The following is a 12,803-nucleotide window of genomic DNA, read 5'->3' on the forward strand; positions in this document are numbered from 1 at the left end:
GCGCGGCTGTCGAGGTCGTGGTGCGGTTCAGGTGGGCCCTGACCCTGACCTCGCCGATGAACAGCTGCTCGGAGATCTCGGTGTCGGACAGTCCTCGGGTGCGGCAGGCGCGGGCAGCGGACGCCGACCGGGACGGGCCGCCGGAGCAGTTCCGCCCGTTCACCCCCGGGTGACGCACGACTGGCCGTGTGCTGCCCCGTGGTCTCTCGCGGGGCCTCTCCCCGCCCGGGGCGGATCGTCAGCCCGCCGGTTGACGATCGCGGTACACCGTCGTGGCACTCCGGTCGCGCGCTCAACCGTGGTCGCCGGGCGGATCGCACGACCGTGGCTTCAGTGCGCGGATCACACGGCCGCGCGGGGCGCGGGGCAGCGCGGATCGGGGCTTCGACGGAAACGACGAAGAGGCCGTCCCGGGTTTCCCCGATACGGCCTCTGACCTGCCACTCAGCAAGTCGGGACGACAGGATTTGAACCTGCGACCCCTTGACCCCCAGTCAAGTGCGCTACCAAGCTGCGCCACGTCCCGTTGCCCGCCTGACCTGGGGATTCCCCCGGCCGAACGCGCACGGAAACCATACCGCACTCGGGGCGGTGATCGCGCATCCGTTTCCCGGAGCGCGACCCGGGCGACCGCTTGACCTCAAGTTTGGTCGAGGTTGCACGATCGCGGTATGACGATCACCGAGGAACGCACACCCGCGTACGGCTACACGGATCTGCCGGCCCTGATGGGGCTGATGACCGGCGACGAGAAGCACGGCCCCGCCGCGACGTCCACGCTGGACGTGCTGTGGGTGCTCTACGACCGGGTGCTGCGGGTCGACCCGGAGCGGACGGACGACCCGGAGCGCGACCGGTTCCTGCTGTCCAAGGGACACGGGCCGATGGCGTACTACGCCGTACTGGCCGCCAAGGGTTTCCTGCCGGTGGAGTGGCTGCCAGACTTCGGCTCCTACGACTCCCCGCTCGGCCACCATCCCGACCGCGTGCTGGTGCCGGGCGCGGAGATCGGCAGCGGATCGCTGGGGCACGGGCTGCCGATCGCGGTCGGTACGGCGCTCGGGCTGCGCGCCCAGGGGCTCGACGAGCCGCGGGTGTGGACGCTGATCGGCGACGCCGAACTGGACGAGGGCAGCAACCACGAGGCGATCGCCTTCGCCGGACCCGCCGGCCTGGACCGGCTGCATACCGTCGTCGTCGACAACGCCTCCGCCTCCTACGCCCGGCCCGGCGGGATCGCCGCCCGGTTCGAGGCGGCCGGCTGGTCCGCGCACACGGTGGACGGCCGCGACCACGACGCGCTGTACGCCGCCTTCACCGCGCCCCATCCGGGCCGGCCGCACGCGGTCGTCGCCCGGGTCGAGCCGAAGAACGCGTGAACCCCTCTCCCGTCCCGACAGTGAAAGGACATCTCTCCGTGGACACCATGCGCGATCGTTTCGCCCCTGTCGTCACCCGGCTGCTCGACGAGGATCCGCGGGTGGCGGTGGTTCTCGCCGAGATCGGCGCGGACGGCTTCGCCGAGGCGCGCCGCCGGCATCCGGACCGGGTGGTCAACGTGGGCATCCGGGAGCAGCTGCTGGTCGGCGCGGCCGCCGGGATGGCGCTGACCGGGCTGCGGCCCGTGGTGCACACCTTCGCGAGCTTCCTGGTCGAGCGGCCGTTCGAGCAGGTGAAGCTGGATCTGGGGCACCAGGGCGTGGGGGCGGTGCTGGTGAGTGCCGCCGCCTCCTTCGACTGGCCGGCCGGCGGGTACACGCACATGGCGCCGGGCGACGTGGCGCTGCTGGACACCCTGGACGGCTGGACCGTGCACGTGCCGGGGCATCCGGACGAGGCCGGGACGCTGCTGCGGCAGGCGGTGGCCGCCGGTGACGACAAGGTGTACGTGCGGCTGTCGACGCAGTCCAACGCGCGCGGGCTGCCGGTGGACGGGCAACGGTTCGTCACCGTGCGGGAGGGGCGTTCCGGGACGGTGGTCGCCGTCGGGACGACGCTGGACGCCGTGCTCGACGCCACGGAGGGCCTGGACGTCACCGTGCTGTACGCCGCCACCGTGCGCCCCTTCGACGGGGCCGGTCTGCGCCGCGCCACGGAGGCGGCCGGGACGGACGTCGTGCTCGTCGAGCCGTATCTGGCGGGTACGTCGACGGCGGCGGTGAACGACGCGCTCGCCGACGTGCCGCACCGGGTGCTGGGGCTGGGCGTGGGCCGGGCGGAGCTGCGCCGCTACGGAAGGGTCGACGAGCACGTGGCCGCGCACGGGCTGGACGCGCGGTCGCTGCGGGCGCGCATCACCGGCTTCATGGGCGCGGGCCGGCCGCTGCCGTCGAGGGCCTGAGGCGGTCGGTTCCTCCCGGGACGAGCGTGCTTCGGCGGCCGGAGCCCTCTCCGGCCCCGGCCGCCGGTCACGGTCCCCGATCACGCCGCGCGGCACCGGCGGCGCCCCGGGACGTCTCAGTCGGCCGACGGCAGACCCAGCCGGGGGTGTGCCTCCAGGAGCCGGGGCGGGGCGGCCTGACGCCAGGAGTCGGCGAGGATGTCCCGCAGTTCCGCCTCGTCCTCCAGCGCGGCGAGACGGACCCTGACCCAGGCGAACTGTGCCTCGTGGCCGGCGATCCAGAACTTCTCCGGTTCGGCGAGGGCCAGTTCGTCGCGCTCCTCCTTGGGGCAGCGCACGGCGATGGAGGTCTCGTCCTCGGGCAGCGTGGCGAACATCTTGCCCGCGACCCGGAAGGTGGGCATGCTCCAGGCCACCTTCTCCGTGGTGTCCGGCAGGGACAGGGCGATCCGTCGTACGTCTTCGGCATCCGGCATGGCAGGCACCGTAGCCGCCGCCACTGACAATCACCCGGTGGCGGGCGGTTCCGCACGCGCTCCCAGGCGCTTGTAGTAGATCGTCGTCGGCCGCAGCACCCCGGCCGGGTCCGCCGCGTAGTCGGGAACGGTGCCCGCGGGCGTCCAGCCGGACGAGCGGTAGAGGTGCTCGGCGGGACTGCCGGTCTCGGTGTCGAGGTGCAGCAGGGTGATGCCCCGCGCGGCGGCCTCCTCCTCCGCGACGGCCAGCAGCCCGCGGCCCAGCCCGCGGCCGCGGGCCGCCCGGTGCACCATCAGCTTCACCAGTTCGGCGCGGTGGGCGCTGTTGGGTTTGTCGGGGAGCGCGAGGCTGACGGTGCCCAGCACCCGTCCGGGTTCCTCGTACGCCGCCCACACGGCGAGCCGGCCCGCGGCGACGGCCTCGGACCGTTCCCGCCACCAGGCGACCGCCGCGGCGTGGTCGAGCGGGGCGAGGAAGCCGACGGAGGCGCCGCCCGCCACCGTGTCGGCCAGCAGCTCCCCCAGGGGGCCGGCGAGCCGGTGCAGTCGTCCGGCGTCCAGGCGCACGGTGTTCACGGCCGCACCACCGCCAGCACGTAGCGCGCCGGCGCGGGCCCCGGGCAGCGGAACCGGGTGGGGCCCCAGACGCGCAGTCGGAGGCAGTCGCCGTCGCCGAGGTGGTGCTCCACGTCCCGGTCCGTGACGGTGAGGGCGCCTTTCAGGACCCAGATGTGCTGTTCCAGGCCGGGTACGGGCGGCCGGTCGTAGGCGATGTCCGCGCCGGCGGCGAGCCGTCCCTCGACGAGTTCGCCGCGCAGTCCGCCGTGCGGCGGGGACACGGACCTGCGGACGAATCCGGAGGCCCGGTCCTCCCACACCGGCTGGTCGGCGGCCCGCACCAGCGGGGCGGGCTCCGCCTCGACCTCGCTGAGCAGTTGGGACATGGTCCGCCCGTAGACGGCGCACAGACGGTTCAGCAGGGCGGCGGTGGGGCTGGTCTCCGCCCGCTCGGCCCGGGACAGCGTGGACCGGCTGATCCCGCTGCGCTCCGCCAGTTCGCCGAGGGACCAGCCGTGCTCGCTCCTGAGTTCGGCGAGCCGCGCGCCGAGCCGGACATCCACGGGGTCGGGGGTCGGGTCCGGGGTCGCCCCGCCACCATCATGTCGTTTCACATCCGGGACGATATCCCGGATCAGGGACGGATGGCTGTGGTCCCGGTCACCGGCGGCCGCCGAACGCCGCCAGCGTGCGCTCCAGCAGGGGCAGCGCCCTCACCACCCGCCGGGACCTGATCAGCAGGTCCCACACGGGTTCGAACTTCTTCCAGCCGCCCGCGTAGGCGAGGTGCCGCATCCGCTCGTGCGCACCGGGCTGGGCCGCCGATCCCCGCCAGATGTTCGACCAGCGGTAGAAGTCCCGGTACGCCCGCCAGTAGCCGTCCTCCAGTTGGCGCGCCGTCATGCCCTTGGGTTCGTGGACGACATGACGGGTGTCGTACAGGTCCCAGTCGCGGTGCAGGATGCGGTTCTCGGACTCCAGTTGCTTCCACAGGCCGGTCGACGGGTACGGCGTCATGATGTGGAAGGTCGCCGTCTCGATGCCCTGGGCGACCGCCCACTCGACGGTCCGGTCGAAGACGTCCGGACCGTCCTGGTCGAGACCGAAGACGAAGCTGGCGTTGACCATGACCCCGGCGTCGTGCAGCCGCCGCACCGCGGCCGCGTAGTCGGCGCCGACGTTCTGGTTCTTGCGGCGCTCGGCGAGGTTGGCGTCGTTCACCGTCTCGAAGCCGACGAAGAGGCTGCGCAGGCCCGCCTCCACGGCGCGCTCCAGAAGCCCCGGCCGGAGTACGGAGTCGACCGTGGCCGCCGCCTGCCACAGCCGGCCCGTTCCGGCCATGCCGTCGAACAGGGCCTCGGCGAAGCGCCGGTTGCCGAAGAGGTGGTCGTCGAGGAAGTAGAGGTGGCGGCCGGGCAGGCGGTCGATCTCGGCGAGGGCGTCGTCGACGGCCTGGGTGTAGAAGGACTTGCCGCCCTCGAAGAAGGCGTCCTTGTAGCAGAAGTCGCAGTGGTGCGGGCAGCCGCGGGTGACGACGATCGAGTTGGGGACCAGGTAGAGGTGACGTTTGATCAGGTCGCGCCGCACCGGCGGGAGTCCGGCGAGGGTGCGGCTCGTGGAGTCGTAGCGGCGGGCGGGGGTGCCGTCGCGGAACTCCTTGAGGAACAGCGGCCAGGTGTCCTCGCCGGGGCCCGTGAAGATCGTGTCGGCGTGTGCGGCCGCCTCCTCGGGCAGTGAGGTGACGTGCAGTCCGCCCATGGCGACGTGCACGCCCCGGGCACGGAAGTGGTCGGCTATCTCGTAGCTGCGGCGGGCGGAGGTGATGTAGGGCTGGACGACCAGGAGGTCCGGGGTGTCCAGGGCCTCCAGGTCGATCCGCTCCACGTGTTCGTCGAGGAGGGTGACCTCGTCGTCGGGGTCGAGGTAGCCGGCGAGCGTCGCCAGGCCCAGGGGCGGGAAGAGCGAGTACTTGATGGGCCGGAACAGCGGACTGGTCGCCTCGGTCAGGGCCGGGAGAATCATCGTCACACGCATGACAGCCCAGACTGATCCCGGACGGTGGCCGGTTCCCTACGCCTCCTCGGCGGCCGCGCGGAGCGCGTCGAGGACCGGGCGGATCAGCGGGTGCTCCTCCGCGCCCCGGCGCACGGCGGCGAAGACCCGGCGGGTGGGCGCCACACCGTCGACCGGGCGGACGACCACGCCCGCGAGGTCCATGCCGCGCAGCGCGGAACGGGGCACCAGGGCGACGCCCACGTCCGCCGAGGCCAGGGCCACCACCGCGCGGAAGTCGTCCGAGGAGTGCTCCAGGCGTGGCTGGAAACCGGCGCTCTCACAGGCCAGGACGACCACGTCGTGGCAGGGGTTGCCGGGGTAGGGGCCGATCCACGGGTCCTTGGCGAGGTCGGCGAGCGGCACCTCGGCGCAGCCGGCCAGCCGGTGGGTGACGGGCACGACCGCGTCGAAGGGTTCGGCGTACAGCGGTACGTGGGTCAGCCGGGGGTCGTCGGCGGCGGGCGCGCCGCGGTACTCGACGGCCACGGCGACGTCGACCTGCCGGTCCAGCACCATCGGCAGGCTGGCGTCGCCCTCGGCGTCCTGGACGCGGATCCGGATGCCGGGCGACGTATCGGCGAGCCGGGCCACCGCGGGCGCCACGACCTGCGCGATCCCGGTGGCGAAGGCGGCGACCGTGACCGTGCCGGCCGCCCCCGACGCGTAGGCGGCCAGTTCCGCCTCGGCCCGCTCCAGCTGGGCGAGGACCGCGTTGGTGTGGCCGAGCAGGATCTCCCCGGCCGCGGTCAGCCGTACGCCCTTGGCGCCGCGTTCGACCAGCCGGTGGCCGGTCTCCTGCTCCAGGGCGGCGAGCTGCTGGGAGACGGCGGAGGGGGTGAGGTACAGCGCGGCGGCTGCCGCCGTGACCGTGCGGTGGTCGGCCACCGCACGGAGGATGTGGAGCCGCCGTGCCTCGATCATGGATCCGATTGTCTCAAATGCAGCGGTGCGCTCGGTTCAGCCGTCGAGCTCCGCCCGGGCCGCCACGAAGGCGTCCACCGCACGGTTCACGTCGTCGGCGGAGTGCGCGGCGGACAGCTGGACGCGGATGCGGGCCTGGCCCTGCGGCACCACCGGGTAGGAGAAGCCGATCACGTACACGCCGCGCTCGAGGAGCAGCTCGGCCATGCGTCCCGCGCGGGCGGCGTCGCCGATCATCACGGGGGCGATGGCGTGGTCGCCGGGGAGGATGTCGAAGCCCTCCTCGGTCATCCGGCGGCGGAACAGCGCGGTGTTCTCGGCCAGCCGGACGCGCAGGTCGTCGGCCGACTCCAGCAGGTCGAGGACCTTCAGGGAGGCGGCGGCGATCACCGGGGCGAGGGTGTTGGAGAACAGGTAGGGGCGGGAGCGCTGGCGCAGCAGGGCGACGATCTCCGCGCGGGCGGCGACGTAGCCGCCGGAGGCGCCGCCGAGCGCCTTGCCGAGGGTGCCGGTGATGATGTCGACGCGGTCCATGACGCCGTGCAGTTCGGGCGTGCCGCGTCCGCCGGGGCCGACGAAGCCGACGGCGTGCGAGTCGTCGACCATGACCATGGCGCCGTGCCGGTCGGCGAGGTCGCAGATCTCGTTCAGCGGGGCGACGTAGCCGTCCATGGAGAAGACGCCGTCGGTGACGATCAGCGTGCGGCGCGCGCCGCCCTCGGCGGCCTCCTTCAACTGGCGCTCGAGGTCGGCCATGTCGCGGTTGGCGTAGCGGAAGCGGCGGGCCTTGGACAGCCGGATGCCGTCGATGATCGACGCGTGGTTCAGCGCGTCGGAGATCACCGCGTCCTCCGGGCCGAGCAGCGTCTCGAAGACACCGCCGTTGGCGTCGAAGCAGGAGGAGTACAGGATCGTGTCCTCCTGGCCGAGGAACGCCGACAGCCGCGCCTCCAGCTCCTTGTGCACCTCCTGGGTGCCGCAGATGAAGCGGACGGACGCCATGCCGTAGCCCCAGCGGTCCAGGGCCTCGTGGGCGGCGGCGATCACCTCGGGGTGGTCGGCGAGGCCGAGGTAGTTGTTGGCGCAGAAGTTGAGGACCTCGCCGGGACGTCCGCCGGCGGTGACGTTCACGGTGGCGGACTGCGGGGTGCCGATGACGCGCTCGGGCTTGTGCAGTCCGGCGGCGCGGATCTCGTCGAGGGTGGCGCGCAGGTCGTCGCGCACGGAGTCGAACATGTCAGAAGCTCCTAGAGAGGCAGTTGGCTTACGCGGTCCAGTCGAGGATGACCTTGCCGCCCCTGCCGCCGGCCGCGTCGTCGAAGGCGGCCTCGAAGTCGCGGTAGGGGTAGCGGCCGGTGATCACCGGGGCGAGGTCGAGGCCGCCCTCCAGGAGCACCGACATGGCGTACCAGGTCTCGAACATCTCGCGGCCGTAGATGCCCTTGATGGTGATCATCGAGGTGACGATCCGGGCCCAGTCGACCGGGAACTCCTCCGCGGGCAGGCCGAGCATGGCGATCCGGCCGCCGTGCGTCATGTTGGCGATCATGTCCCGTACGGCCTCGGGGCGGCCGGACATCTCCAGGCCGATGTCGAAGCCCTCGCGCAGGCCGAGGGCGTGCTGGCCGTCGGCGATGGTCGTCTCGGCGACGTTCAGCGCGAGGGTCGCGCCGATCTTGCGGGCGAGTTCGAGGCGCTCCTCGCTGACGTCGGTGATGACGACGTTGCGCGCGCCGGCGTGCCGGGCCACGGCGGCGGCCATCAGGCCGATCGGGCCGGCGCCGGTGATCAGGACGTCCTCGCCGACGAGCGGGAAGGACAGCGCGGTGTGCACGGCGTTGCCGAACGGGTCGAAGATCGCGGCGACGTCGAGGTCGACCGGCACCCGGTGCACCCAGACGTTGGTGGCGGGGAGCACGACGTACTCGGCGAAGGCGCCGTCGCGGCCGACGCCGAGGCCGACCGTGGCCCGGCACAGGTGGCGGCGTCCGGCGAGGCAGTTGCGGCACTTGCCGCACACCAGGTGGCCCTCGCCGCTGACCCGGTCACCGGTGTTGATGTCGGTGACGTCGCGGCCGGTCTCGACGACCTCGCCGACGAACTCGTGCCCGAGGACCAGCGGCGTGCTGATCGTCTGTTGGGCCCAGCCGTCCCAGGACCGGATGTGCAGGTCGGTGCCGCAGATACCGGTGCGCAGCACCTTGATCAGCACGTCGCCCGGTCCGACGGCGGGCTCGGGGACGTCCGCGAGCCACAGCCCGGGCTCCGCCTTCTGCTTGACCAGCGCCTTCAACGCTACGGCTCCTGAGGGTGGGTCCCGGCTCCCGGGCATGCCGAAGCAGCCCCGGTCCGGGAGGAGGAGTGGAATCGCACTGCAATCTGCCGTACAACACCCTCACCGGTCCATCGAGGTTTTCTTAAGCGCGGCCACAGCTTTCCTTCACGCCGTCACCCGTCCGGCCGCGCCGCCCGCTCCCACGGCGGCGGCCCGTCGTCGCCGCGCAGCTCCAGCCGTACGACGAGGTCGGCGGCCTGGGCCTTGATGGCGGCGAGCCCCCGCTGTCCCCAGGCGCGCGGCCGGACGTCGGCGGCGGAGACGGTGCCGAGCACCGTGCCGGTGCTGTCGATGAGCGGCGCGCCGAGGTAGGAGCGGATGCCGAACTCGTCCACCACCGGGTTGCCGGCGAATCTCGGGTAGTCGCTGACGTCCTCCAGGACCAGCGCCTTGCGGCGGGCCACCACATGGGGGCAGAAGCCGTGGTCGCGGGGCAGCGCCCGGCCCAGCAGGGCGCCGGTGCCGTCACCGCGCACGAACGGGGCGACGGCCGGGGTGTGCAGACCGGCGTGGAACTGTCCTGTCTCGCCGGGGAGGTTGACCATCGCGTAGGGCGCGCCGGTGAGGTCGGCGAGGGCGTACGCGAAGGCGTCGAGGGTGGGTTCGGGCTGTGCGCCCAGGCCGAGCAGGCGCAGTCTGCGGGTGCGGTCGGGGGCCTCCTTGTCCTCGGGGGTGAGCAGCAGACGACCGGCCGGGCGGGGCGGGTCGTAGCTCATGGGCGCGCTCCCGGGTGGTGGGCGGGGTTCATGGACGGGCTCCGTGGGGGTGTGCGGGGGTCATCGGTGGGCGCCGTGGCCGGTCGTGGCGGCCGGGGCGTGGGCGATGAGGTGGCGGACGAGGGTGAGCAGGGTCTGGACGCCGGAGCTGGAGATCCGGGCGTCGCAGCACACCACGGGAACCTCGGGCGGGAGGTCGAGGGCGGCGCGCACCTCCCCGGGGTCGTAGCGGAAGGCGCCGTCGAACTCGTTGACGGCGATGATGAATCCGAGGCCGCGCTGTTCGAAGAAGTCGACCGCCGCGAAGCACTCCTGGAGGCGCCTGGTGTCGGCGAGGATGACCGCGCCGAGCGCGCCCTCGCACAGTTCGTCCCACATGAACCAGAAGCGTTCCTGGCCGGGGGTGCCGAACAGGTACAGCACGTGTTGCGCGTCGAGGGTGATGCGGCCGAAGTCCATGGCGACGGTCGTCTCGACCTTGTTCTCGATGCCGTCGAGGTTGTCGGTGCCGGCGCTGACCGTGGTGAGCAGTTCCTCCGTGCTCAGGGGCGCGATCTCGCTGACCGCGCCGACGAAGGTGGTCTTGCCCACGCCGAACCCGCCCGCCACGAGGATCTTGAGTGCGGTGGGGAACGGGTCGTCCGCGTGGTCCGCGCCGCCCGTGTGGTCAGAGCTGTCGTCGTAATCCATCGAGCACTGCCTCCAGTAGGGCCCGGTCCGTCGGGTTGTGGTGGAACGCGGGGGGTTTGTCGGTCAGCGCCCCGCATTCGACGAGGTCCGCCAGCAGCACTTTGGTGACGGCCACCGGCAGCCGGAGATGGGCGGCGACCTCGGCGACCGGGACGGGGGCGCGGCACAGGTCGAGGGCCTGTGCGTGCTCGGGGCCGAGGTAGCCGAGGGGCGTGGCGCCGGTGGCCCGCACCTGCGACATGAGGTCGAGGGCGACGGTGGGGCGGGTGCGGCCGTTGCTGACCGTGAAGGGGCGCACCAGCCGACCGGCCGCGTCGTCGAGCCAGGGCCCGTCGCCGGCCGCCGTCATGCTCAACGCCTCATCGCCTGGGATTCGACGCCCTGCTGGCGGGGAGCGGTCATCAGGTACGGGCGCACGGATTTCACGAGCATCGCCATCTCGTAGCCGAGGACGGCCGCGTCGGCCTCGCGGCCGGCCGTCACGGCGAGGCAGGTGCCGGAGCCGGCGGTGGTGACGAACAGCAGCATCGAGTCGAGTTCGACGACGACCTGCCGGACGTCGCCGCCGTCGCCGAAGCGGACGCCCGCGCTGCGGCCGAGGGAGTACAGGCCGGAGGCCAGGGCGGCCATGTGGTCGGCGCTGTCCGGGTCGAGGCCGTGCACGGACTTCACGAGCCCGTCGCAGGACAGCAGTACGGCGCTGTGGGTGTGCGGTACGCGTTGCACGAGGCCGCTCATCAGCCAGTCGAGATCGGATACCTGGGCGGTCGGCGCATCGCTCGCCATGGTGGATCGACTCCTTGGGGTACGAAGGTCTGCGGGAGCGCGGGTGGTGCGGACGAGGATGGTCATCCGGCGGAGGCGCTCCCGTCGTGCCGGGTGGTGTGGTCGGTGCGGGGGGCCGTGGCGGCCGGGCGTGCGGCGGGCGGTTCCTGCCGGGACTCCGCGAGGCCGATGCCGCGTTGGAAGGCCGCCATCAGGTTGGGGTCGTGGCCGCCGGTGTCCGCCGGGTCCTGGCGGGGTGCGGGGCCGTCGCGGAGCTGCGGTGCGATGTGTTCCTGGGCGCGGCGGCGGGGCAGCCGGGGTTTGCCCATGGTGCCGCGCACCGGTCCGGGGCGGGCGGTCAGGGGCGGGGTCCCGCTGTCCGCGGGGGCGGTCCGGCCGGTGTGGGGGGCTTCGGGTGCTGCCCCGGCGGACCCGGGCCGTGCGTCGCGGGCGCCGCGCAGCGGCAGCGGCGGTGCCGTGCCGGGTGACGGGTCGGGGGTGTGCGGGCGGGGTGGTGCGGCCGGCACGGGGGTGAGCGGTGGCGCGGGTGCGTCGGCCGGCGCGTCGCCGGGGGCGGCGGGCGTGAGGGGGCGGGTCGTGGGGGCGGCGCCGGTGCCGCCGCCGTGCGGATGCGGTGCCGCCGGGGTGTGCTGTCCGCCGTCGGTGTCGGCGGCGTCGGTGCCGAGGAGGGCCTGCGGCACCACGAGTACGGCCTGGACACCGCCGTAGATGTTGGTCTGGAGCCGGACCTGGATGCCGTGGCGCCGGGCGAGCTGGGAGACCACGAACAGTCCGATCCGGCCGTCGGCGAGGAGGCTGGCCACCTGCACCTGGTCGGGGTCGGTGAGCAGGGCGTTCATGCGCTCCTGCTCGTCGACGGGCATCCCGAGTCCGCGGTCCTCCACCTCTACGGCGAGTCCGGAGGTGACGAGGTTGGCCCGCAGCAGCACCTGGGTGTGCGGGGCCGAGAACACGGTGGCGTTCTCGACGAGTTCGGCGAGCAGGTGGATGACGTCGGCGACGGCGTGGCCGCGCAGGGTGCCGTCGACCGGCGGCACGAGTTTGACCCGTGAGTACTGTTCGACCTCGGCGATCGCCGAGCGCAGGACCTCGGTCACGGGGACCGGGTTGCTCCACTGCCGCCGGGAGACGGCGCCGCCGAGCACGGCGAGGTTCTCCGCGTGGCGGCGGATGCGGGTGGCGAGGTGGTCGACGTGGAAGAGGCCCTTGAGCAGGTCGGGGTCCTCCATCTCGTTCTCGAGCTCGTCGAGGATGGAGATCTCGCGGTGCACCAGCGACTGCAGCCGCCGGGCGAGGTTGACGAAGACTTCGAGTTTCTGTTCGCTGCCGGCCTGGCTGGAGAGCTGGGACGCCTGGGCGACGGCGGTGACGGCACTGTCGTGCGCGCGGGCGAGATCGGCGGCGAGCAGGTCGAAGTCGTCGGCGTCGGCGGCGGGCGGGCCGCTGTGCCCGGGTGCGGGCGGGGCGTCACCGCGGCGCAGTGTCTCGACGAGGGCACGCAGGTCGCCCTCGCGCCGGGCGGTGCTCCGGCGCAGCGCGTCGATGCGGTCGCGCACGGAGCGGGCGGCGCGGTCGGCGGCCACGGCGGCGATGACGATGCCGGCCAGCGTCACGGCCGTGGCGCCGCCGAGCACGGCCCACAGAGTGGGGCCGGGCCGCACTCCGGTGGAGCGGACGGCGAACAGCACGGCCGCGCAGGCGCTGAGGGCGACCGCGACGGGGGGCAGCACGGCGAGGCGCAGCAGTTGGGGCCGTATGTGTCTTTCACGCAGGGGCTGGGTGCTGCGCGCGGCGGGCCGTCCGTGCCGTCCGCCTTCGCGCCGGTCCGCCCGTGCGCCGGTGCCGGGGCGGCGTGCCGGGAGGTCCGCCGGGCCCGGGGCGCCGGTCCGTTCGCGGGCCGCCACGACGGTGCCGGCGGGGGGCCG

15 protein-coding genes and 1 tRNA gene are annotated in these 12,803 nt (G+C 73.3%); 3 read left to right on the top strand and 13 right to left on the bottom strand.

The window, feature by feature from the left end:
• Window positions 1–17 precede the first annotated feature (17 nt).
• Entirely contained in the window at window positions 18–173 is a 156-nt protein-coding gene (locus tag FGW31_RS34885; RefSeq protein WP_185907417.1) for a hypothetical protein, read from the top strand.
• A 279-nt stretch (window positions 174–452) separates the two neighbouring features.
• Here the strand turns inward: FGW31_RS34885 and FGW31_RS03345 are convergent.
• Window positions 453–526 (bottom strand) — tRNA-Pro (locus FGW31_RS03345).
• 145 nt (window positions 527–671) lie between these two features.
• On the opposite strand from FGW31_RS03345, the gene FGW31_RS03350 reads away from it, so the two are divergent.
• Window positions 672–1,379, top strand: a complete 708-nt coding sequence (locus FGW31_RS03350) for a thiamine pyrophosphate-dependent enzyme (protein ID WP_142191797.1) — start codon at window positions 672–674, stop codon at window positions 1,377–1,379.
• Between the two features lie 38 nt (window positions 1,380–1,417).
• Entirely contained in the window at window positions 1,418–2,341 is a 924-nt protein-coding gene (locus FGW31_RS03355) for a transketolase family protein (RefSeq protein WP_142191798.1), read from the top strand.
• A gap of 116 nt (window positions 2,342–2,457) precedes the next feature.
• Here the strand turns inward: FGW31_RS03355 and FGW31_RS03360 are convergent, their stop codons facing one another.
• The 12 genes from FGW31_RS03360 to FGW31_RS03415 form a co-directional block, all read right to left on the bottom strand.
• On the bottom strand, window positions 2,458–2,817 hold the full coding sequence (locus FGW31_RS03360; protein ID WP_161174393.1) for an MmcQ/YjbR family DNA-binding protein: 360 nt from the start codon (window positions 2,815–2,817) through the stop codon (window positions 2,458–2,460).
• Between the two features lie 30 nt (window positions 2,818–2,847).
• Entirely contained in the window at window positions 2,848–3,393 is a 546-nt protein-coding gene (locus tag FGW31_RS03365; protein WP_142191800.1) for a GNAT family N-acetyltransferase, read from the bottom strand.
• Window positions 3,390–3,989 (bottom strand): helix-turn-helix domain-containing protein, encoded by a 600-nt coding sequence (locus FGW31_RS03370; RefSeq protein ID WP_142191801.1) that lies wholly within the window; start codon window positions 3,987–3,989, stop codon window positions 3,390–3,392. The genes FGW31_RS03365 and FGW31_RS03370 overlap by 4 nt, the downstream gene beginning before the upstream one ends.
• A gap of 46 nt (window positions 3,990–4,035) precedes the next feature.
• A complete protein-coding gene (locus FGW31_RS03375) occupies window positions 4,036–5,409 on the bottom strand; it encodes a B12-binding domain-containing radical SAM protein (RefSeq protein ID WP_142191802.1) in 1,374 nt (457 codons plus the stop codon).
• A gap of 36 nt (window positions 5,410–5,445) precedes the next feature.
• The gene (locus FGW31_RS03380; protein ID WP_142191803.1) at window positions 5,446–6,351 is read right to left on the bottom strand and encodes a LysR family transcriptional regulator; all 906 of its coding nucleotides are present in this window, start codon (window positions 6,349–6,351) and stop codon (window positions 5,446–5,448) included.
• A gap of 36 nt (window positions 6,352–6,387) precedes the next feature.
• Window positions 6,388–7,587 carry a glycine C-acetyltransferase gene (locus FGW31_RS03385; RefSeq protein ID WP_142191804.1) on the bottom strand — a complete coding sequence of 400 codons (1,200 nt, stop codon included), beginning with the start codon at window positions 7,585–7,587 and terminating at the stop codon, window positions 6,388–6,390.
• 28 nt (window positions 7,588–7,615) lie between these two features.
• Window positions 7,616–8,644 carry an L-threonine 3-dehydrogenase gene (gene tdh / locus FGW31_RS03390; protein WP_142191805.1) on the bottom strand — a complete coding sequence of 343 codons (1,029 nt, stop codon included), beginning with the start codon at window positions 8,642–8,644 and terminating at the stop codon, window positions 7,616–7,618.
• A 155-nt stretch (window positions 8,645–8,799) separates the two neighbouring features.
• Window positions 8,800–9,402, bottom strand: a complete 603-nt coding sequence (locus FGW31_RS03395) for a GAF domain-containing protein (protein ID WP_142191806.1) — start codon at window positions 9,400–9,402, stop codon at window positions 8,800–8,802.
• Between the two features lie 60 nt (window positions 9,403–9,462).
• Complete coding sequence (locus tag FGW31_RS03400; protein ID WP_142191807.1) at window positions 9,463–10,092, bottom strand: GTP-binding protein; 630 nt, start codon at window positions 10,090–10,092, stop codon at window positions 9,463–9,465.
• The gene (locus tag FGW31_RS03405) at window positions 10,070–10,441 is read right to left on the bottom strand and encodes a DUF742 domain-containing protein (RefSeq protein WP_142191808.1); all 372 of its coding nucleotides are present in this window, start codon (window positions 10,439–10,441) and stop codon (window positions 10,070–10,072) included. The genes FGW31_RS03400 and FGW31_RS03405 overlap by 23 nt, the downstream gene beginning before the upstream one ends.
• Before the next feature lie 2 nt (window positions 10,442–10,443).
• Window positions 10,444–10,878: a roadblock/LC7 domain-containing protein gene (locus FGW31_RS03410; RefSeq protein WP_142191809.1), complete on the bottom strand. Its 435-nt coding sequence runs from the start codon at window positions 10,876–10,878 to the stop codon at window positions 10,444–10,446.
• A gap of 62 nt (window positions 10,879–10,940) precedes the next feature.
• Window positions 10,941–12,782: a sensor histidine kinase gene (locus FGW31_RS03415; RefSeq protein WP_142191818.1), complete on the bottom strand. Its 1,842-nt coding sequence runs from the start codon at window positions 12,780–12,782 to the stop codon at window positions 10,941–10,943.
• Window positions 12,783–12,803 lie beyond the last annotated feature (21 nt).

The sequence above is a fragment of the Streptomyces calvus genome (genome assembly GCF_006782915.1).
Lineage (GTDB): Bacteria > Actinomycetota > Actinomycetes > Streptomycetales > Streptomycetaceae > Streptomyces > Streptomyces calvus.

Bases quoted from the DNA above. Each gene is read 5' to 3' on its own strand.
- FGW31_RS03400 (WP_142191807.1), bottom strand. From the start codon at position 10,092: ATGGATTACGACGACAGCTCTGACCACACGGGCGGCGCGGACCACGCG.
- FGW31_RS03375 (WP_142191802.1), bottom strand. From the start codon at position 5,409: ATGCGTGTGACGATGATTCTCCCGGCCCTGACCGAGGCGACCAGTCCG.
- FGW31_RS03405 (WP_142191808.1), bottom strand. From the start codon at position 10,441: ATGACGGCGGCCGGCGACGGGCCCTGGCTCGACGACGCGGCCGGTCGG.
- FGW31_RS03395 (WP_142191806.1), bottom strand. From the start codon at position 9,402: ATGAGCTACGACCCGCCCCGCCCGGCCGGTCGTCTGCTGCTCACCCCC.
- FGW31_RS03410 (WP_142191809.1), bottom strand. From the start codon at position 10,878: ATGGCGAGCGATGCGCCGACCGCCCAGGTATCCGATCTCGACTGGCTG.
- FGW31_RS03380 (WP_142191803.1), bottom strand. From the start codon at position 6,351: ATGATCGAGGCACGGCGGCTCCACATCCTCCGTGCGGTGGCCGACCAC.
- FGW31_RS03360 (WP_161174393.1), bottom strand. From the start codon at position 2,817: ATGCCGGATGCCGAAGACGTACGACGGATCGCCCTGTCCCTGCCGGAC.
- FGW31_RS03350 (WP_142191797.1), top strand. From the start codon at position 672: ATGACGATCACCGAGGAACGCACACCCGCGTACGGCTACACGGATCTG.
- FGW31_RS03385 (WP_142191804.1), bottom strand. From the start codon at position 7,587: ATGTTCGACTCCGTGCGCGACGACCTGCGCGCCACCCTCGACGAGATC.